This is a genomic window from Gemmata palustris, assembly GCF_017939745.1.
GTDB classification, from domain to species: domain Bacteria; phylum Planctomycetota; class Planctomycetia; order Gemmatales; family Gemmataceae; genus Gemmata; species Gemmata palustris.
Genome location: NZ_JAGKQQ010000001.1, coordinates 2,054,516 through 2,074,643 on the forward strand (window position 1 = coordinate 2,054,516; position 20,128 = coordinate 2,074,643).

14 protein-coding genes are annotated in these 20,128 nt (G+C 64.4%); 11 read left to right on the plus strand and 3 right to left on the minus strand.

Going from position 1 to position 20,128, the window contains the following annotated elements:
- Window positions 1-130: 130 nt before the first annotated feature.
- The 6 genes from J8F10_RS08075 to J8F10_RS08100 all read left to right on the plus strand — a co-directional run bounded on the left by J8F10_RS08075 (window position 131) and on the right by J8F10_RS08100 (window position 7,527).
- On the plus strand, window positions 131-1,459 hold the full coding sequence (locus tag J8F10_RS08075) for a TIGR02996 domain-containing protein (RefSeq protein WP_210653328.1): 1,329 nt from the start codon (window positions 131-133) through the stop codon (window positions 1,457-1,459).
- A gap of 156 nt (window positions 1,460-1,615) precedes the next feature.
- Window positions 1,616-2,356 (plus strand): MJ0042-type zinc finger domain-containing protein, encoded by a 741-nt coding sequence (locus tag J8F10_RS08080; RefSeq protein ID WP_210653329.1) that lies wholly within the window; start codon window positions 1,616-1,618, stop codon window positions 2,354-2,356.
- A gap of 99 nt (window positions 2,357-2,455) precedes the next feature.
- Window positions 2,456-3,196: a UMP kinase gene (gene pyrH, locus J8F10_RS08085; RefSeq protein ID WP_210653330.1), complete on the plus strand. Its 741-nt coding sequence runs from the start codon at window positions 2,456-2,458 to the stop codon at window positions 3,194-3,196.
- 157 nt (window positions 3,197-3,353) lie between these two features.
- Entirely contained in the window at window positions 3,354-3,914 is a 561-nt protein-coding gene (gene frr, locus J8F10_RS08090; RefSeq protein WP_210653331.1) for a ribosome recycling factor, read from the plus strand.
- Window positions 3,915-4,062: 148 nt separating this feature from the next.
- Window positions 4,063-7,098 (plus strand): calcium-translocating P-type ATPase, PMCA-type, encoded by a 3,036-nt coding sequence (locus J8F10_RS08095; protein WP_210653332.1) that lies wholly within the window; start codon window positions 4,063-4,065, stop codon window positions 7,096-7,098.
- Window positions 7,099-7,131: 33 nt separating this feature from the next.
- Window positions 7,132-7,527: a (2Fe-2S) ferredoxin domain-containing protein gene (locus tag J8F10_RS08100; protein ID WP_210653333.1), complete on the plus strand. Its 396-nt coding sequence runs from the start codon at window positions 7,132-7,134 to the stop codon at window positions 7,525-7,527.
- 210 nt (window positions 7,528-7,737) lie between these two features.
- On the opposite strand, the gene J8F10_RS08105 is transcribed toward J8F10_RS08100, so the two are convergent.
- Window positions 7,738-8,844, minus strand: coding sequence for a GTP-binding protein (locus tag J8F10_RS08105; RefSeq protein WP_210653334.1), 1,107 nt, complete (start codon window positions 8,842-8,844; stop codon window positions 7,738-7,740).
- A 124-nt stretch (window positions 8,845-8,968) separates the two neighbouring features.
- Between J8F10_RS08105 and J8F10_RS08110 the strand changes: the two genes are divergently transcribed.
- Window positions 8,969-10,291 (plus strand): putative oxidoreductase C-terminal domain-containing protein, encoded by a 1,323-nt coding sequence (locus J8F10_RS08110; protein ID WP_210653335.1) that lies wholly within the window; start codon window positions 8,969-8,971, stop codon window positions 10,289-10,291.
- Window positions 10,292-10,355: 64 nt separating this feature from the next.
- Here the strand turns inward: J8F10_RS08110 and J8F10_RS08115 are convergent, their stop codons facing one another.
- On the minus strand, window positions 10,356-11,936 hold the full coding sequence (locus J8F10_RS08115) for a deoxyribodipyrimidine photolyase (protein WP_315854090.1): 1,581 nt from the start codon (window positions 11,934-11,936) through the stop codon (window positions 10,356-10,358).
- Window positions 11,937-12,477: 541 nt separating this feature from the next.
- On the opposite strand from J8F10_RS08115, the gene J8F10_RS08120 reads away from it, so the two are divergent.
- The 3 genes from J8F10_RS08120 to J8F10_RS08130 all read left to right on the plus strand — a co-directional run bounded on the left by J8F10_RS08120 (window position 12,478) and on the right by J8F10_RS08130 (window position 17,096).
- The gene (locus J8F10_RS08120) at window positions 12,478-13,599 is read left to right on the plus strand and encodes an ABC transporter ATP-binding protein (RefSeq protein ID WP_246523057.1); all 1,122 of its coding nucleotides are present in this window, start codon (window positions 12,478-12,480) and stop codon (window positions 13,597-13,599) included.
- 3 nt (window positions 13,600-13,602) lie between these two features.
- Window positions 13,603-15,255 carry an ABC transporter permease gene (locus J8F10_RS08125; RefSeq protein WP_210653336.1) on the plus strand — a complete coding sequence of 551 codons (1,653 nt, stop codon included), beginning with the start codon at window positions 13,603-13,605 and terminating at the stop codon, window positions 15,253-15,255.
- 581 nt (window positions 15,256-15,836) lie between these two features.
- Window positions 15,837-17,096, plus strand: a complete 1,260-nt coding sequence (locus J8F10_RS08130) for a glucuronate isomerase (RefSeq protein WP_210653337.1) — start codon at window positions 15,837-15,839, stop codon at window positions 17,094-17,096.
- Window positions 17,097-17,281: 185 nt separating this feature from the next.
- On the opposite strand, the gene J8F10_RS08135 is transcribed toward J8F10_RS08130, so the two are convergent.
- Window positions 17,282-17,512: a TraR/DksA family transcriptional regulator gene (locus J8F10_RS08135; protein ID WP_210653338.1), complete on the minus strand. Its 231-nt coding sequence runs from the start codon at window positions 17,510-17,512 to the stop codon at window positions 17,282-17,284.
- 270 nt (window positions 17,513-17,782) lie between these two features.
- Between J8F10_RS08135 and J8F10_RS08140 the strand changes: the two genes are divergently transcribed.
- Window positions 17,783-20,128, plus strand: a complete 2,346-nt coding sequence (locus J8F10_RS08140; RefSeq protein WP_210653339.1) for a HEAT repeat domain-containing protein — start codon at window positions 17,783-17,785, stop codon at window positions 20,126-20,128.

Consider the following 20,128-nt stretch of genomic DNA (forward strand, 5'->3'; position numbering starts at 1 on the left):
CGCCATTCAAAGCGGTGAGTAGACCAAGCGTGACGGCGCCGTCGATCGTTCCAGAACGCGAAGTTTGACGTTCGCGGATCGAACCCGATTCTTTGCTGCATCGCCCCGGCCCACGAGGTACGATGCGGTCATGTACTTCACGGACGAGCAACCATTCCTGGACGCGGTGTTCGCTCGGTTCGCGGACGACGGACCGCGCCTGCTGTACGCCGACTTCCTCGACGATTCGGGCGCGCCGGAGCGCGCGGAGCTGATCCGCGTGCAGCTCGCACTCGCGCGGCTGAGTGAAGACGACCCGCTCCGGCCCGCGCTCTGCGACCGGCAAGACGAACTGCTCACCAGGAACCGCGCCGCGTGGACCGCGCACCTCGCCGGACTGGTCGAAACGGTCGATTTCCGGCGCGGCGTACCCGATTCCGCATCGGTCGACGCCGCAACGTTCCTCGAGCGCGGCGAAGAACTGTTCGCGCGCCTCCGGGTCCGCAGGCTGAGCCTCCGCGACGCGGCACCCGTGATGACGAAACTGGCCGCGTCGCCGCTCCTCGCGCGGGTGCGGGAACTCGATCTGTGCAACTGCGATCTCGGCAACGGCGGCGTGAACCTGCTCGCGCGATCGCCGTTCCTTGAGAACCTCGCCGCGCTCGATCTCGGCTTCAACCGGATCGAAGATTCCGGCGTGAACCTCCTCGCTCGGAGCAGTGCGTTCCCGAACCTCACCACGCTCGCGCTCAACGACAACGACACGATCGGCGACGCGGGGGCGACCGCGCTCGCGGAATCGCCGTTCTTCGCGGGACTGACCGGCCTCGATCTCTCGGGCAACGACATCGGTGACGCGGGGCTCGGGGCCGTAATCGCGAGTAAGTCCCTCACGCGCCTGCACTCGCTCCGGGTCACGGGGAACCGCATCGGCGACGCGGGCGTCACCCGACTCACGCGCGCGCCCCTTTTCGCCCGCGTGACAAAGGCCCAACCGGAGCTATCACTCCGCGCCAACATGATCGGCCCGGCGGGTGCGGCGGCGCTCGCCGCGTGCCCCGCGCTCGCGGCGTGTACCGCACTCGACCTGTCGCACAACTACCTCAGCGATTCCGGCGTCGCCGCGTTACTGCGCTCGCCGCACATTGGTCGGCTGCAAGCGCTCCGGCTCGGGCGCAACCAGCTCACGGACAACGGCGTAAGCGCCTGCTGCGAACTCTTCGGCAGACTGTTCGAGCACCTTCAATTCCTGGACCTGTCCGGCAACCGGCTCACGCGCGTGGGGATGGGCATCCTGTCGGCCCGGCCCGGCGCGCACGCGGTTCACATTGATGTGAGCGGGAACGTGCAGTCCGCGGTGGCCGGGGACGCCCCCGTCGCCGTTGCCGGGTTGTTGGACGGCCTGCTCGATGGCGTAGCGGAGGCCGCACTGCTCAAGCGCCGAGTCGCCCACCCGCGTCATCTGTCCGACGGTGAGTGAAATTTAACGGCTTCTGCTCGGCTCGCTTGCAACACTCTTTCTCACAACTTAGAATCCGAGTCCGCGCACGACACGAAGAGTGTGGCGCGAACGGTTCCACCGTCTCGGGCCGGTCCGCGAGGGTCCGGCCCTACCTCTAATTAACAGCAGCAGGCTATGAACAACACATGCCCATCGTGTGGGGCACTCTACAACGTGGCCGAGAAGGACATCGGTCGGCGGCTCAAGTGCAAGAAGTGTCGCACGGCCCTCATGGTTACGGACGCCGGCCTGGTCGCGGCTACGGGGACCGAATCGGGGCCCCCCGAGGACCAGGATTTTGATAGCGACTTGAAAGAATCGTCGTTCTCACGGAGGCGCAAGAAGTACCTTTCGGGGGAGAACCCGCTGGCCGCGATCGGCGGCGTCCCGGGGCTGTTGTTCGGCATCGGTGTGTTCTTCGTACTGTTCTTCACGTTCATGCAGGTGCTCTCCACGGCGTCCACCCAGCGCGCGGTGGAGTACGAAAAGAAGGTCGCCCTGGAAGAAGAGATCCGCGTCCGCAAGTTGCTCCCCAAGGGCAAGAAGGACCGCTCGGAACTCACCGCGGAGGAACAGAAAAAATACGACGACGACAAGAAGAAGATCGAGGACGAGTTCGTCATTCAGAAGCGAGAAGCCGACGAGGACAAGCGCTACACCGAGATCGGGAACAAACGGTCGCGGCTGTACGAGGGCTACGGCTCGATGCTCGGCTTCATGCTGGTTTCGTTCGGGTGTCTGGGCTTCCTGCGCGCCCAAGAAGCGCTGCTCCTGCGCATCGTGGCCGGGATCATTCTCACGGGAATGGTGCTCGGGTTGTTCCGGCTCGCGCTGGGCACCGGGGCCGGAATCGGGGTCGGCGTGAACGTCGGCTAGCGTGCCGTCCGCGGAGGCGGTTCGTACTCTGTCGAGGGGTACCCGCCTCCGCGTGCGCACGTCGCGCCGCGTATCTGTACACGTCCGGTCCGTACCGCTATGCCCGACACCGACACGTCCGCACCGAAGTACAAGCGCGTTCTGCTCAAGCTCAGCGGTGAAGCGCTCGGCTTCGGCGGGGGCAAACTGGGCATCAACCTCGATGAAACGAAGCACATCGCCGAACAACTCGCCCGCGTTGCTGCGAGCGGGGTGCAACTCGCGGTCGTGATCGGCGGCGGGAACCTGCTCCGCGGCGCACAGTTCTCGGCCGGCGACGAGCGGATCAAGCCCGCGACCGCCGACTACATGGGAATGCTCGCGACCGTGATGAACGGCCTCGCGCTCCAGGACACACTCGAAGCGATGGGCGTGGAAACGCGCCTCCAGAGCGCCGTGCGCATGGAAACGGTCGCGGAACCGTACATCCGGCGCCGGGCGCTGCGGCACCTGGAGAAGAACCGCATCGTGATCCTCGCCGGCGGCACCGGGAACCCGTTCGTCACCACGGACACCGCGGCGGCACTTCGCGGAACCGAACTCCAGGCACACGTTCTTCTTAAGGCCACAAAGGTTGACGGCGTCTTCAACTCCGACCCCGCGAAGAACCCCTACGCCGAGAAGTTCGAGCGCCTCACGTTCGATCAAGTGATCCAGAAGCAACTCGGGGTGATGGACATCGGCGCGTTCGAGATGTGCCGGCTCGCAAAACTTCCGATCCTAGTGTTCAACTACAAGCAGGACGGCGCGATCGAACGGGCCGTTGCCGGTCAGCCGATCGGTACCATCGTCACCGGTTGACGGATTCGGTTTCGGTCCGGCGGGTCGTGGGGCGCGTTCCCCGGTGACGTCCGAACCGGAATCGCCGCCCCGGGCTACCTTTCCTACCGCCCGCCGACCTGCGACAATAGGAATAATTCGACGCCAAAGACCACGGACCAACGCCAGAGGACGTGCCATGACCGCACCACAGATTTTGAAGGATTCCGAGGACCGAATGGAGAAGGCGACGGACGTGTTCCGCAACGACCTGAAGGGGTTGCGGACCGGCCGCGCGTCCCCGCAAATGCTGGACGCGCTCCGCGTGGACAATTATGGCACGATGTCGCCGATCCGCGACATGGCCTCGGTGACGTGCCCGGACGCCGCGACCATCGTCATCAAGCCCTACACGGCCGACAGCCTGAAGGAAATCGAAAAGGCGATTCGCGCGAGCGACCTCGGATTGGCCCCGAACAACGACGGCAAGGTGATCCGGCTGTCGATGCCCGCGATGAGCGGCGACCAGCGCAAGAAGATCGTTGCGCAGCTCAAGAAATCGGCCGAGGCCGCGAAGGTGTCGTGCCGCAACATCCGCCGCGACGGGAACAAGCACTTCGAGGACGCCGAAAAAGCCAAGACCATGACCGAGGACGACCGCGACAAGGGCAAGGCGAAGATGCAGGACTTGCTTAAGGCCTACGAGGGCAAGATCGACGACCTGGCCAACAAGAAGGAAAAGGAAGTGATGGAACAGTAATCGTGCTCGGTGCTTCGTCGCCGGTCGATCCGCGAGCCGCAGGTCAGCGCGTCCCGACGCGCTCGCCTGCGGCTCGCGCCTTCCGAAATCGCCGAACCCCGCGAGCGAAGCGCCCAATACGAACCGCACACACCCGCCGAGCTGCCACATGCGATCCCTCCGTGCCGTGTCCGAGCTGTTCCCGCGCGCGACCGAAGCCGGCCTGAGCGACGAACAGGTTGCCGAGAGCCGATCGAAATTCGGCGCGAACCGGCTCACCCCCCTGCCCCGCGAACCCGTCTGGAAGAAGTTCCTCGAAAAGTTCGCGGACCCGATCATCAAGATCCTGCTCGCGGCCTCGCTCCTCAAGATCGTGGTGGACCTGTTCGACACGTCCCCGCTCGTCGGCGGGCTCGCCCTCGGTGCGGTGCTCGCCGTAGTGATCGGCGCGGTCGTGGCGAAGCTCGGGGAGTGGCTCCCGGCGGTTCTGTTCGCGCTCGCGGGGCTCCTCGTCGGCGCGAGCGCTGCGCTCGGCGACCCGTCCTACGAGGGGCTCGCGGTGATGATCGCCGTGTTCCTCGCGACCGGTGTGGCCTTCTTCAGCGAGTTCCGTAGCGACCGGGAGTTCGAGAAACTTAATTCGACTCGGGACGCGATCCGCGTCAAAGTCGAGCGGAACGGCGGGGTCCACACGATTCCGCTCGAAGACGCGGTGGTCGGTGACCTCGTCCTGCTCGAAATGGGCGACGAGATCCCCGCCGACGGGCGCATCGTGCGGTCGAACGAACTTCACGTCGATCAGGCGCTCATGACCGGTGAGAGCGAGCCGGCAAAAAAAACGGCGGGGCGCGCTGACGAGGACTTCGACGGTCCCGACCAGCCCGGGTGCGTGTTCCGCGGGACGCAGGTGCGCGACGGCGTCGGCCAGATGGTCGTGACCAACATCGGCGACGACACGATGCTCGGTCAGATCGCCCGGCGTCTGTCGGGCGAGTCCCCCGCACCGGACGCGAGCGATTCGACGCCCGAGTCGCGTGCCGAGCGCGTGCAGCAGAAACTCACCATCTCGAAAGCGTCCACGCCGCTCCAGGAGAAGCTCGAAGTCCTCGCGAAGCTCATCAGCAAAATCGGCTACGCCGCGGCCGGCGCGATCTTCGTCGCGCTGCTCGTTCGCGGGCTGATACTGGGCGAAGTGCGGCTCCCTCAAGAGGGCGAAGACGCAAGCAAGGTGCTGCTCGGGAGCGTGCGGGCGCTGCTCTCGTACTTCGTTTACATGGTCATCGTCATCGTCGTCGCGGTCCCCGAAGGGCTGCCGATGAGCGTGACCGTGTCGCTCGCGATCGCGTGGCGCAAGATGAGCCAGTCGAACTCGCTCGTGCGGCAACTGGTCGCGTGCGAGACGATCGGCTCGGCGACCGTGATCTGCTCCGACAAAACCGGCACCCTCACTCAGAACAAGATGACGGTGTCGCGCGTCGGGCTGGGCACGGCCGTTTACGAGAAAGACAGCGCGATCGCGTCGCCGGGGATGAAGAGCGATGAACCCTGGGTACACTCGCCGCTCTTCTGGGTGATCGTGAACTCGGCCGCGAACTCGACCGCGAGCCTCGAACAGAAAAACGGCAAGACCGCGGTCATCGGTAACAGCACGGAAGGCGCGCTGTTGAACTGGCTCACTGCGGGCGCGTGGACCCACCCGAACAGTTTGAATTACATCGAACTCCGGGCACAGCACCCCGTGCTGTACCAGATCCACTTCTCGTCCGACCGCAAGCGGATGACGACCGTGGTGCGAGACGCGGGCCGCGCCGTCACGCTCGTGAAGGGCGCCCCGGAGGTGCTGCTCGCGCAGGCCACGCGGTACCGCTCTCCCGATGGTTCAACGCACGACCTCACGCCGGAAATTCGTGCCGAGATTCAGTCGCGCATCTCCGCGGCCGCGGGGGACGCGATGCGCACGCTCGCGTTCGCGCACACCGAACTCCCTCCGGACTTCCCGCGCGAAGAAGGCGCGATCCACGACCGGCGCGCGGAGATCGAAAACGACCTCATTTTCGACGGCTGGGTCGGCATCCGCGACCCGCTCCGCGACGACGTAAAGGAAGCCGTCCGCCAGTGCCGCGCTGCGGGCATCGAAGTGAAGATGATTACGGGCGACACGATCGAAACCGCCCGCGCGATCGGCCGAGAGATCGGGTTACTCGACGAGCCGGATGCACTGGCGCTGACGCACGCGGAATTCGCGAAGTTAACCGACGCGGAACTTTCCGCGATTCTCCCGCGGTTGCGCGTCCTCGCGCGCGCGCTTCCCGGGGACAAGTTCCGCATCGTGGAACTGCTGCAAGCGCAGAACCACGTCGTCGCGATGACCGGCGACGGCACGAACGACGCCCCCGCGCTCAAGAAAGCGGACGTCGGGCTGGCGATGGGCATTTCGGGCACCGAAGTGGCGAAGGAAGCGAGCAAGATCGTGTTGCTCGACGATGCGTTCAGCACGATCGTCCGCGGGGTCCACTGGGGCCGCGCGCTCTACGAGAACATTCAGCGGTTCATCCAGTTCCAGCTCACGATCAACGTGTCGGCCCTGTTGATCGCGTTCCTGGGGCCGTTCTTGGGGCTCAAACCGCCGTTCACGGTCCTGCAACTGCTCTGGATCAACGTCATTATGGACACGTTCGCGGCGATCGCGCTGTGCAGCGAACCGCCCCGTGCGAACCTGATGCGCCGGCCGCCCAAGACGCGCAACGAGAACATCCTCACGCCCGCGATGCTCGGCACCATCGGCAGCACCGCCGCGTTCTTCGTCGTGGTGATGATCGCGATGCTACTCGGGATGCAGCACGCGGGGTGGTTCGCGGGGGACGGGCCGAAGTCGGGCGAGTTCCCCGAACTGACGATGCGCCAGGTCACGCTGTTTTTCAGCGTGTACGTGTTCTTCCAGGTGTGGAACCAGATCAACTGCCGCTCGCTCGCCCCGGAAGAATCCGGCTGGCACCGGCTGTTCGAGAACCGGCAGTTCCTGGCGATCGCGTCCCTCACCGTGGTCGGGCAGGTGCTCATCGTCACGCTCGGCGGCGCGGTGTTTAATGTCGAGCCGCTGAGAGCGGTAGACTGGTTGGTGGTCGCCGCCGCGACCTCGAGCGTGCTCCTGTTCGCGGAGGTCACCAGGCGCGTCCGCTTGTGGAACACCAAGAGAAAAGTTTGACCCCGCCCGTGCGGGGTCATTGGGGTCGTTACGATGGCCGTATCGAACGAGAAACTCACCGCGATCGCCGACAAGCTGCTGATCGGCCACTTCCACCGGCACGTGTTCTTGTGCCTCGGCGAAGCGTGCTGTGCGGACGTCGGCGCGGCAGGAGCCGAAGCCGCGTGGGACAAACTGAAGGGCGAACTGAAGGACCGCCAGCTCTCGCTCGCGACCGGACCGGCCGCGTGCTACCGCACAAAGGTCGGGTGCTTGCGCGTCTGCGCCGGCGGACCGATCATGGTCGTCTACCCCGAAGGGACGTGGTACTCGGGCATGACCGCCGACCGCATCCCGCGCTTCGTGCAGGAGCACTTGGTGGAAGGTCGGCCCATCGAAGAATGGATCTTCACCCGCAACCCGCTGCCGAACGACGCGGACCGCGAATAGCGGTGAAAAGAAATCAAATGCGCCGCGGATGAACGCCGATAACACGGATCAAGACAGGACAGAAAACTATTGGACAGGATTAACAGGATCGACAGGATTCCGAAATTTTAATCCTGTTAATCTTGTCGATCCTGTCAAAATATTCTTATCTTGATCCGTGTTATCGACGTTCATCCGCGGCGCATTTCTCTTCCTCCGCCACCCCACCAGTTAGTTCTTCGCTTCGGTGTACCGGTGCGTCGGAACGGGGCGCCCGGGGCGCAAGCTCTGGCTCGTGCGGAAGTCCGCGATCACGCCCGCCAGCGCGCACTGCACGGCGACGACGCGCTTCACTTCCGCTTCCAGCACAGCCGGGTCGATCGCGACCCGGGCGTTCACGATGAGGTCCGCTTCGCGCGGGCGCAGGCCGCTCGGCAGCGAGAGCTTCGGCGCGGTGTCGCTGCTAATCACGTTCCCGACCGCGAACGCGCTCGCGTCGTCCATGCCGATGAGTTTCAGGTGCGCCACTTCGCCGCCCAGCGCGCGGCACACGGTCGCCAGATCGCCCAGGATCGCGGTGAGCAGCGCGTCGAGGTCGAAGGGCGCGTCCGAGGTGAGCCGGGCGGTCGCGTTCAGCCAGCCGAGTTCGGCCTCGCCCTCCGCATACGTGTCGTAGTCGATGTCCAAAATCTTGCGCCCGAACGCGCCCGTCTGGTCGAGCAGTTCTGCGAGCGCGTCGAAGCCCGCGCCGGTGGTCGCACTCACACGGAGGACCGGCGTCCCGGGGAACTGTTCGCCCAGCAACCGCGAAAGTTCCTCGATGGCTGGCGGGTCGAGTTCGTCGATCCGATTTATCACGATCGCGTCGGCCTCTTCGAGCTGCTTCTTGAAGATGTACGCGGCCTTCGGACTGAACCCGCCGGCGGACTGGTTGCGCAGGATGCGAATCCCGTGGCTCGGCTTGAACAGGACCGCGTAGGGCGCGACCTCGAACCGGCCGGCGTACAGGTCCTTGAGCGGTTGGACGACGGTCGCCACGAGATCGGTGCAACTCCCCACAGGTTCGGCGAGTATCACATCGGGCCGTTCGGACGCCTCGAGCGCACCGACGCGGCCCACGAGATCGTCGAAGCGACAGCAGAAGCACGCGCCGGGAACCTCCTCCACCGCGATCCCCTGTCCGCGGAACGTGTTCGTGTCCACGAGATCGTGCGCTTGGTCGTTGGTAACGACCCCCACCCGCTTGCCCTGTGATTGGTACAGGCGCGCGAGCCGCCCGAGCGCGGTGGTTTTTCCGGCGCCGAGGAATCCGCCAACCATTACAAAACGTGCTGTCATGAGTACCGCCCGGTTCAGAGATCCGCTGAAGTTCGGTGTTATCTCTACGCCCCCGCGCCCCGGCCCGCAACTTGCTCTTTCCCAACCGACACCCCCGCTCGTTCGGCCCACCGCGGAGTTTTCGTTGTTCCGCTTACTTCGTCTCATGACCGTGGCCCCCGGTCACTTCCACGCGGCTCTCGTGCAAAAGCGCGCGCTGTACGGGATCGACCCCCGCACGCACGTGTACGCGCCGCTCGACGCCGACACGCTCGCTCACCTCGCGCGGATCGCCGCGTTCAACAACCGGCCCGACCAACCGACGACCTGGGAAGTGGACCTCCGGGCCGGCGCCGACTACCTCGAACGGTTCGCGCGCGAGCAGCCCGGCAACGCGGTCGTCCTCAGCGGGCGCAACCGGCCGAAGATCGACCTGATGCGGCTCGCCGTGTCGAACTGCCTACCCGTTATCGCGGACAAGCCCTGGATCATCGAACACGCGGACTTCCCCAAACTCGAAGCCCTGTTCCGCGAGTCCGAGCTGCGCGAAGTGTTCATGTGGGACATGCTCACCGAGCGGTTCGAGATCACGAACTGGCTCGTCCGCGAGTTCGCCCGCGACGCGGACCTGTTCGGTTCGTGGCAGACCGGCGCCCCGAACGAGCCGGCCCTGCAGATGCGGAGCGTTCACTTCCTCAAGAAATTGGTCAACGATCGACCGCTCGTGCGGCCCTGGTGGTGGTTCGACCCGGCCACGTCCGGTGAAGCGATGGCCGACGTGGGCACGCACCTCGCGGACCTCTCCATGTGGATCACCGCGCCGGACCAGCCGATCGACTACGCGACGCAGATTCAGATGCTCGCCGCGGACCGGGCGCCGCTGGTGCTCACCCGGGAGCAGTTCGGCGCGGTCACGGGTCTGGGCGGCTTCCCGGACGAGTTGCGCCCGTATGTGGTGGGGCGAAATTTGCACTACGCCGGGAACAACAGCGCGACCTACACACTTCGCGGCGTTCACGTGAAACTGGAAACGGCCTGGGAGTTTGAATCGCCCGCGGGCGGCGACACGCACGCCTGCGTCGCGCGGGGAACGCGGGCGACGCTCACGATCCGCCAGCAGCCGGGCGCGCGGCCGGAGATATTCGTCACGGCGACCGACCCGGCGCGCCACGCAGAAATGGTGGACCGGCTCCGCGGTCGGTGCGATGCGTTCCAGCGCGATTTCACCGGGATGTTCGTCTCCGATCTCGGTACCGAAGCCCAGGTCGTCATCCCGGACGACTGGCGCGCGAGCCACGAGGACCACTTCGCGGCCGTAATGGACGAGTTCGTGCGGTACTTCCACGCGCCGCGTGCCGTTCCGCCGTGGGAGCGCCCGAACGCGCTCGCGCGGTACTACATCACCACGAAAGCCGTTGAGATGGCGCGCGGTGCCGCACCGAACCCGCTCCACCCGACCGATTATTGAATCGGTTCCCCTTGCCTGCGCGCGGTTGTCGCAAAGGCGAAGCGTTGCGGTGTTTCGCACGAGATCACGAGCGCGGGGCGACCCGATCAACGTACTCGTAGTAGCCATCGAGGTCGAACTTCCGGGCGGTGTTCGCGGACGACATGTAGCGCACCCCTCCGAAAACCTCGCGCTCCGGGGGCCACGGGCGGTCGAACAGCCCGAAGCACCACAAAATGCCCGTGTACGAGTTCGGGTCGCGTCCATCGATCGCGTACTTGTTATTGAGGTACTCCAGCACGCGGTACGCGACCGCCGGCGATTCGCTCCATTCCAATACCTTCTTGCCCCACAACATCCGCAGGTAGTTGTGAATGCGCCCGGTCGCGACCAGTTCGCGCTGGGCCGCGTTCCAAAGGTCGTCGTGGGTCGCGGCGGCTTCAAACTCTTCGAGGTCGTAGAGGTGCTCGCGCCGGTCGGATTCGTGCTTGCGGAGCGTGGTTCGTGCCCAGTCTGGCAACACGATGTCCAGGGTGCGTTCGCCACCCGGGGAAAAATCCATCATCTCGAAATTAAATCGCGGAATGTCGGTTGTTGGGGGCGCGCACCAACTGACATTGAGGGTGAATTCTAAATTCGCGTTATTCGTCGAATTTCGTGCGAAATGCCAGTGATAACCCACATCGCGCCAGGTAATCGCCTCGTCCAAAAAACTGTTCACGTTCGCATCGCGACAAAAGAAATCGTCCTTGTTCCGGGTCTTCGGATTGATTTCTTTCGCGGTCCACTCGTCACCCAAAACGGCCTCCGTGACCTCCTGAATGCTGAGATGGCCGTAGTGCAGGTACGGACTCAGGCCGCTCGCCGCGTTGTGCGCGGGGTCATTCGGTTCGTTGCGCCCCTCCGCGTAGTTCGGCAGCTTCTCAGCTATAAACGAATCTAGCGCGGTTCGCCCCGCCACGGAGCCGCCTTCGATCCCCGGCACCGGTGGTACGCTCTGATCGACCGGCAGCGCGGCAACGAACGTCGCGATATTTTCTTTGGGGTTCCACGCGCGGAACGGCGGGTCGAGCTTGCTCTTCGCGACCTTCGACACCTCGGGGACTGGTGCGGAGCGGTGGTGCCACTCCTCGGCAAACAGCTTGTGAATACGGGGGCGCAGGTGCGCAGCGGCCGCAACAGGCGCCCCGAGTCGCGCGAGCGGCACAACGGAATTGCCATCGACCAGAATCACCGGCACGTCACTCTTCGCCGCGAGCGCGCGGTTGTGTGCGGGAACGATGTACGCGGGGTAATCATCGGTTACAACGCACACGGCATTCGCGGCGAGTCGCTTCACCAGCCCGCGTCCGGTGTCGCCCAGCGTCTCCACGAACGGCCAGTACGCGACGCCGAGCTTCTTCGCCGCAACCGCGTTGTCGCGCATTCCTTGCAGAATAAACGCATGGTGCCGGGCATTCGCCCACGGGTAGTTCAGCTTCAGCCCCTCGTACACCACGAGCGGCTTCTTGTATTCGGCGGCGAGCCGGAGCGCGCAATCGAGCGCGTGGTTCGAGTGCAGCCGCCGAAACATCTGGGGCCAATACAGGATGTACTCGCCCTTCGTATTAACGGGCCGCTCGTTCGCGAGCCGAACCCGGGCGCTGGCCAACAGTTCCTGGTCCACGATCCTCGGTCCTTCTAGTTTCGGTGGGCGCATCACGGAGTAACCGTAAGGCGCTGGGGGAATACAACCAAGAACTGCAGACCCCGGCCGCATACCGCGAGTGGTGGCCAAGACTGCCACGGGAGATGAAGTTTCTACGACACGTTCGCGATACCCCGACCAAACCGATTGTATCCTTCTGTTCACTATGGTATAATTTGTCGGGTTAGGGTGCTGGCGCGAGAATGATGCGAGTGGTGAGCGACTGACAGCGAGCACTCTGAGGGGTGGATTTGTTAGCCGAGATGTCAGCGTTTGTTAGCCACAGGCTTGGGGCGGCGAAAGGGAACCTTTGTTACAAGTAATGGAAAAATCAGCAGTTAGCGCATTGAGCGCGACACGAATCGGCCGCGCGACCGCTCCGGGCCAAAAATGTTAGCAATTGTTAGCCTACGAGCTTCGACAGGCGACTTAAATCCATTGCGGGTAGATGGTTAAGGCCACGCGAGTAACCATTCCGTAGATTCCGGTAACTGCAACCATCGTTTCAACAAAGTCCTCCATGCCAGAAGCGGTACTCGAAGTCACGGACATTCGCAAACGGTACGGCGAAACCGTTGCTCTAGACGGTGTTTCGCTCGCCGTGCAACCGGGCGAAGTCTTCGGCCTGCTCGGTCCCAACGGTGCCGGCAAGACGACGCTGCTTTCGATCGCGGCCGGGCTGACGCGCGCCGACGGCGGGTCGGTGAAACTCTTCGGCCGACCGTTCACGCACGACGACCGCGCACTGCGCCACCTCATCGGCATCGGTACGCAAGACCTCGCGATCTACCCCGACCTGACCGCACGCGAGAACCTCCGGTTCTTCGGCAAGCTCTACGCTCTTCGCGGGAAGCAACTGGAATCGCGGGTCGCCGAGGTGCTCGCCGCAGTGGAACTGACTGATCGCGCGAACGACCGCGCCGGCGCGTTCTCCGGCGGCATGAAGCGCAGGCTGAACCTCGCGGTCGCGGTCGTACACGCGCCGAAGTTGCTCATTCTGGACGAGCCGACAACGGGCGTGGACCCACAGAGCCGCAACCACATCTTCGAGCAGGTGAAGGCCCTCAACGCGGCCGGGCTCACGGTGATTTACACGAGCCACTACATGGAAGAGGTGCAAACGCTGTGCAAGCGCATTGCCGTCCTCGACAACGGCACGCTCCGGGCCTGCGACACGCTCCCGAACCTGCTCCGGCGCCTCGACACGACCGTCCGCGTCACGGTGTCCGGCGCGCCGAGCAACTTCCTCCAGCGTCTGCAAGCGATACCGGGTGTGAAGAGAGTGGGGGAGCAAAGACAACCTAACCCCCTAACCCCCTTCCCTAAGAAGGAAGGGGGAACAGAACAGAACCCCTCCCCAGCCCCTCCCCTAAACGGAGAGGGGCTTAATACCGAAAACAGTTCCGCACCTGTTCTTGGCTCTGCTCCCCCTTCTTTCTTAGGGAAGGGGGTTGGGGGGTTAGGTTCTTCGGGCATAGGTTTCTCCACCTTCGATGTCGTGGTCGAAGACATCGGCCCAGTCCTGGCGCGGATTGCGTCCGAGTGCGCCGCAAGCGGGGCGAACCTCACCTCCGCGACCACCACCGAGCCGACTCTGGAGCGCGTGTTCCTGAACCTCACTGGCCGCGGGCTAAGGGATTAGCGCATGCCCATTCTCACACTCGCCGCGAAAGACCTTCGACTGTTGCTCCGCGACCCGCGGAGCGCGGTCATTCTGCTTGTCACGCCGCTGTTGCTCATTCTCGTGCTGGGGCTGGCGCTGGGTGAGGGTTTCGGCGAGAAGCCGGACGATCGGCTCCGCATCTCCGTCGTGAACCTCGATCGCGGGCTGCCCGGAAAGGTGCCCTTCCCCGAAAAGCCGTGGTCGGAAGTCGTGATCGACGACATGAGCGCGACGCAAGACATTCGGCTGGAAATCATCCGCGACCGCGGTGAAGCCGAGCGCCTGATCGCGAAGAACCGGCGCGCCGCGGTCATCGTGTTCGAGGAGGATTTCAGCGAACGGATGCACCGCTGCTCGTTCCTCACGAGTGCCGATTCCGTTAACCCGTTCGGGCGCGACGGCGTGCGCCTTAACCAACTCGGCGCCTCGCTGCTAAACGACCGCACGCAACCCGTGTCCGCGTCCATCATCGAGCAGGTCACGCAGGTCACGCTCCTGCGCGTGGTGATTCCGTGGATGATCGGGAAGGCGTTCGCCCGCGTCGGTGACGAGAAGTTCATGGAACTGGTCGCGAACCGCCTCAACGGTGTGAAGCCGATCGCACCGGAGGTTCTTCAGGAACTCGACCCGGTGGTGCAGAAACTGCTCGTCGCGCTCACCAGCGATAAGGACTTTCCGAAGATCGTGCTGGACGAGTTTCGCGCAACAAAGGGGAGCAACTTCTTCAAAGCCAGTGAAGACGCCCTCGTCATCGCGAACCGCAAGGGCGAGTTCCAGCGCGCGGTTCATAAGGCGTTCCAGAACCGCGCGATCATGGAGCGCGTGGGTAAAGACGTCGCGTTCGGCGAGGTACTCACGCCCTCGGTGCAAAAGCAGGTGGGACCAACGGTGAAGCGCGGGGTCGGCGATTTGTTCTCGAACTACAACTTCGAGGCGACGCGATGGAGCGATCTGGTGAAGAGCGATACCCGCGAGGGCGTCGCCGCGAACCGCATCGAGTACCACGACACGGCCGGTAGCGGCGTGCTAAATCGCGGCGCGCTGCGGTACCAGATCCTGGTGCCGTCGTACACGGTGATGTTCGCGTTCTTCCTGGTACTGAGCGTGGGCTGGCTGTTCGTCGGCGAGCGCAAGCACGGCACGATGGTGCGCCTCCGCGCCGCCCCGCTCACACGCGGGCAGATCCTCCTCGGCAAACTGCTCCCGTGCCTCGCGGTGTCGCTGCTCCAGGGGGCGTTCTTGCTCGCGGCCGGGCAGCTCCTCTTCGGGATGACGTGGGGTTCGCGCCCGGAGCTTCTACTGCCCCTCGTGGCCAGCACCTCTTTCGCGGCCGTGGGGCTCGCGATTCTGGTCGCGAGCGTCGCGCGCACCGAAACACAGGTCGCGGTCTACGGCACGCTGCTGGTACTCGTGCTCGGCGGCGTGAGCGGATCACTGATGCCGCGCGACCTGATGCCTGAACAGATGAAGACGATCAGCCTCGTGACCCCACACGCTTGGGCGCTGGACGCTTACAACCAACTGCTCGCGACCCCGGCCCCGGACATATCAGCCGTGCTCACCGCGTGCGCGGCATTGTGTGCGTTCGGCGCGGTGTTCACGGCGCTCGCGTGGTGGCGAATGGATTTGGAATAACGGTATGCGTTGGCGAACGGCCGGCGTGAATCGGTTGGTGTAAGCTCCCCAACTCTTGAAGCCATCACGTGTATCAAAAAGACGAGCCGCCGCCTGGGGGAGGCGGCGGCATGGGGGAGTGTTGCCGTAAGACGGGGGAACGGACGTGTTGTCTGAAAGGTTCGGGAGAGGGGGGAAATCTCTCCCGTGGCCGCGACCTTGGGGGAAGGTCGTTGTGGCCCTGGTGTTCCGCAGTTCCGGGTCGCCCTTGGGGGTGACGAACTTTGGGGGAAAGTTCGTCGTTGAGCGATCCGGCACCGATCCGCGATTCACTTGGGGGTTGTTCGTCGCGGACGGTATAACTGAAAGCAGCGACCGTGCCAATTGCCGGAGTATCGCGGGGCACCAAATGCTCGATTCGGCGCAACTCCTCTGATGCCATAAGTCCGCGAAAATTGACCAATCGGTGTACCGCGGCAAAAATTCGTGCCACAGTTCGGAAACCTCGCCTAGTTTGTAAATCTTGCCGGGCGTTGTAAGACGTGTCATTGGTAAAACTGACACAACCGCCCACCTTTCTACCTGCTGCTGAAGAGGGCGCCATGCCGGCCGATCAACTGGTGCAGAACCTGGAATCCGCACTGTCCAAGGTTCCCCTTATTGACCCGCACTCGCACATCGACCCGCTCAGCCCGGTCTCGAAGTCCCTCGACGACATCCTCGGCTACCACTACTACACCGAACTCGCCCACTCCGCCGGGATGGGTCAGGCACTCCTGTCACGGGACGCGGACCCGCGCGAGCGCGTGCGCGAAATCGTCCGGTTCATGGACCGGTACGACAACACTGCCCAGTACGGCTGGTTCGTGGACATCGCCCGCACGTTTCTGGGCTTCGACGAACAGGAAACGCACGTCACCGCGGCCGACGCGGACAAACTCTTCGACGCTGCGCAAAAGACGTTCGCGCAACCGGACTGGGAAGCGCAGGTGTTCGCGAAGTCGCGCCTCGAAAAGATCTTCCTGACGAACGAGTTCGACGACCCGCTCCAGGGCTTCGACACCACGAAGTACGTCCCGTGTTTGCGGACGGACTCACTGGTGTTCAATCTCGATAAGCCCGACACGCGGCGCCGGCTCGAGGCGATCAGCGGCGTCCACGTTCACGACGGGGCGACGCTGCGAATGGCGCTAGCGAAAGTGTTCCTGCACTTCACGCGGAACGGGGCGAAGGCGTGTGCGATCTCGCTCCCGCCCAACTTCCACCCGGCGAAGTTCGACGACGAGCACTTCTACGAACAGATGCAGTTCCACGGGTACCACGACCTCGCGCCCGGCATGTTCTGGCTGATCGCCGAGTTCTGCCGCGACTTCCGGCTCCCGTTCGACTTAATGATCGGCGTGAACCGTCGTGTTTACGAGAAGGGCGTTTACCAGGGGCAAGACCTGTTCGACCAGCGCACCAGTTTGCTGCAATACAAGGAACTGTTCAACGCCTTCCCGGACGTGACGTTCCCGGTCTCGGTGCTGACGAGCGCGCAGAACCAGGAACTGATGGCGTACTCGTGGATCTTCCCGAACGTGCTGCCGAACGGCCACTGGTGGTACTCGAACACCCCGCCGTTCATCCGCAAGGACTTGACGGAGCGCATCACCGCGGTGCCGAAGACGAAGCTGATCGGGTACTATTCGGACGCCTACAAGCTGGAGTTCGTGAAGCCAAAGTACGGCATGTACCGGCGCATTCTTGCGGGCGTGTTGGCAGACGAGTTCGTCCGCCCCGGGGCACTCAGTGAGACGGACGCGGTCGCACTGGGCACGCGGCTCCTGCGCGACAACGTGAAGGACGTGTTCAAGGTGTAGTGCTCGGCGATGCGGACCGAGAACCGCGATTCGCCCGCGGGGAGAGGCGGCACGTCACAATCTCGCCCAGTGTCTCCGGTGCCCCGCCAGCAGCATGGCGGCGCCACTGACGGGTGAATGCGTTTGCGCGTGGCGAGGGCCACCGGTTTGCTACCAGCGGCCCTCGCCACGCATCTTCAATCGAATCACTCGCTACTCTTCGGCTTGATCGGCCTCCGGATCTTCTGGGTACTGTACCCGCCGTAGTTCTTCTTGAGGCTGCCCTCCTTGCTGATCCGTTCCGGTGTCGCGACCACCGTGAACTCGCCGCCCATCTCTTTGCTGCACGCCACGCACACCCTCGTCTCGGGGATGGCTTCCAACCGCTCGGGCGGGATCTCGCCGCCGCACCGTGCACACGGTTGTGGAACGATCATCGTTCGCGTCCTCCTCGAAGTGAAGTAGAGTCACCGACGGGGTCGCGTTCACCCCGCCATTCGTATAACGCCCGGCGGCGCCGATTTACTCCCGCGTATCACGAGAAATGAGCCCAAAACGACGCAAACGAACCAATTCGCGACCGGCGCTGTCTTCCGATTATCGGCACCGCTTTTCCGCCGCCCGTTGGCACATCCCAGACCGTGTGATACCATCCAACTGCAATGGTTATCGCTCCGCCGCTGAAGATCGCGCTCGAACACCCGCGCATGTCCGATACCCCCACGTTCGCGAACCTGCTCACGCAATGGAGCACCGGCGGACCCGCCGTGCGCGGGGAGATCTACGCCCACCTGCGTGCGACCCCCGCCGAGGCCGCCGCGCTCGAATCGTTCATCCGCGCCGAGTTGAACGCAGCGCTCCCCGCGCGCCGGGTGATCGCGGCCGAGGCGATGGTCGAGGTGTACCGCGACGAAGGTGCCGCCGGTGCCGCGCTCGCGTGGGTGCTGCGTCGAGCGAATTTGGCCGCGTCCGCGGACGCGGTCGCCGTGATGCGCAAACTCGCGCCGGACCGGGCCGGACCGCTGATCGTGGACTTCGCCCTTCACGCGCCGGCGGAGTTCCGCGGGCTGGCGCCGGGGGACCAAAAATGGGCCGGCGAAACTGTGGTTCGTTCCGGCGAACGCGCGGCGGAACTTTGGCTGGCGCTTCTCGGTCACGCCGGTCCGCAAGTCGAATCCGCCCTGCTCATGGGTCTGGCCGATGGCGCGGGACACGCAACCAGCGACCTCTCGATCACACTGGAACCCGTTCGTGCCCGGTTGCTCCACCCCGAAGCGGGGTTCGCGGCCGGTGCCGCGCTCTGGCGACTGACGTGGCGAGTCAACCGCGCGTGGCTCGCAACTATCGATCCGCAAAGCCCGCAATTTGAAAACGACCCGCTCCTACTCGCGCTCCTGACGGACGTGCTCTGTGAGCACCTCGGTCGGCGACCGGACCTCGAGCCACTCGCGCGCGAGCTTTTGGTGCGCCTGGGCACCGAGGCGCAGGACTTATTTGTGCCCGCGGTCCAGCGCGTGGCTCGCCTCGGCGCACGGGGGTGGGCCGTACTGATCCCGATCCTCAGTGATCCAAACATACCGGCGCAAACGCGGGCGGTCGTATTCAGTAAAGCCGCGAAGTGCGTTCCAGCGCGCCTGCTCGCGCGCCCCCACGCACACAACGTGATTCTGGAGCGCACGCGCGATTGCAGCGCGGTGCCACTGGACTTGCTCGAGGCCGCGGGCCGGGTGCTGTACGCGCTCGGTTCGGGCGCCAGTTCCGTGCTACCGGACGTTCTGGAACTGATCGCGAAGCAGCCCGAAACCGCGCGCACGGTGTGCCCGGTTCTGCCGTGGATCGCGCAGGGCGATCCGAACGCGACCACCCTGGTCGCGCGAACCCTCGACCGGCTCCGGCGGTCCGTCGTATTCACCCCGGATGCGTTCGCGGCTCTGGCCAAGGTGTTCGCGGGACTGAATCTCGACGGGGCCGTAGCGCTGGTGGAAGACACGAACCTCGACCCGCGCACGCTGGAGTGCGTCCTCCAACAACCGGCCTGGAAGACGGCGCCGACCGAGGTACGCCGGCGGCACGCGACCGCGCTCGCAAACAATCTGAGTTCGCCGGCCCCCGAGGTGCGGGTGCGAGCGGCCGATGCGCTCCGCCAGTACCCGGACCAGTTGCCGACGGTGTGGCCGGCCCTGGTCGCGCTTCTGACCAGCAGCGACGAGCGATCTGTGGTGCTGGTGCTACCATTGTTCCGCCACCTCACCTCGGTGGCCGACGACGTATCTCCCGAACTGCGAGAGCTGTTACGCGAACCGAACCCGACCCTCGCAGCGCGAGCGGCGGTCGCACTCGGGCACCTCGGGCAGATGCGACTCGTGGCGCCCGAACTGCGCGAAACCGTTATCGCAGCAACAGACAATGCCCGGGGATGGGCGGTGCTCCGCGAGTTGGCGGATCGGGTCACGTGTGCGCACAAACTACTTCACGATCTCGTGCTCGTATTTGCGGATGCGCCACAAGAAATCGTAGCAAGGGTGTACGCACTGCTATACCCGCCGGACTTGGACGAAGAGTCCGCGATCGCGGTTCACGTCCCGCGCCCGGGTGAACCGACCTCCCCACAAGCGGTGGATTGGGACGGTGTTTATCAGTGCGTCGGGAGCAATCCCGAGGGCGGGTTGCTGTTCGTCGCACTCATGTGTGCGTTCGGTTCGGGCGGGTTCACGGCGCAGAAGATCTGGCTCATCAAGCACCAGAAAGCACTGGCCGGCACCAGTCTGGCGGAGGCAAGAGACATTGTCGAACGGGCCATCGATCAGCTCACCGCATCGGTGGCCCCGGGCGTAAAACGAGGGTGCGTTCGCGAATATTTCCGCGCCACCGACGCGCTACCATCGAGTATTCCCGAGTTGTTGGGGCACCGTATCAGTTGGTACCGGTGGGCGGGTCTGGAACTGCTCGACGCTTGGGGCGCGCCCGAGTACCCGGCCGCATTGCTCGAAGACCGTATCTGGGACCGCAGCACGCTTGTGCGTACTCGCGCCCTGCGCATGAACCAAAGGTAA

Coding starts and splice junctions, on each gene's coding strand:
- J8F10_RS08125 (WP_210653336.1), top strand. CDS start 13,603: ATGCCCATTCTCACACTCGCCGCGAAAGACCTTCGACTGTTGCTCCGC.
- J8F10_RS08135 (WP_210653338.1), bottom strand. CDS start 17,512: ATGATCGTTCCACAACCGTGTGCACGGTGCGGCGGCGAGATCCCGCCC.
- J8F10_RS08140 (WP_210653339.1), top strand. CDS start 17,783: ATGTCCGATACCCCCACGTTCGCGAACCTGCTCACGCAATGGAGCACC.
- J8F10_RS08105 (WP_210653334.1), bottom strand. CDS start 8,844: ATGACAGCACGTTTTGTAATGGTTGGCGGATTCCTCGGCGCCGGAAAA.
- J8F10_RS08130 (WP_210653337.1), top strand. CDS start 15,837: ATGCCGGCCGATCAACTGGTGCAGAACCTGGAATCCGCACTGTCCAAG.
- J8F10_RS08080 (WP_210653329.1), top strand. CDS start 1,616: ATGAACAACACATGCCCATCGTGTGGGGCACTCTACAACGTGGCCGAG.
- J8F10_RS08075 (WP_210653328.1), top strand. CDS start 131: ATGTACTTCACGGACGAGCAACCATTCCTGGACGCGGTGTTCGCTCGG.
- frr (WP_210653331.1), top strand. CDS start 3,354: ATGACCGCACCACAGATTTTGAAGGATTCCGAGGACCGAATGGAGAAG.
- pyrH (WP_210653330.1), top strand. CDS start 2,456: ATGCCCGACACCGACACGTCCGCACCGAAGTACAAGCGCGTTCTGCTC.
- J8F10_RS08095 (WP_210653332.1), top strand. CDS start 4,063: ATGCGATCCCTCCGTGCCGTGTCCGAGCTGTTCCCGCGCGCGACCGAA.
- J8F10_RS08120 (WP_246523057.1), top strand. CDS start 12,478: ATGCCAGAAGCGGTACTCGAAGTCACGGACATTCGCAAACGGTACGGC.
- J8F10_RS08100 (WP_210653333.1), top strand. CDS start 7,132: ATGGCCGTATCGAACGAGAAACTCACCGCGATCGCCGACAAGCTGCTG.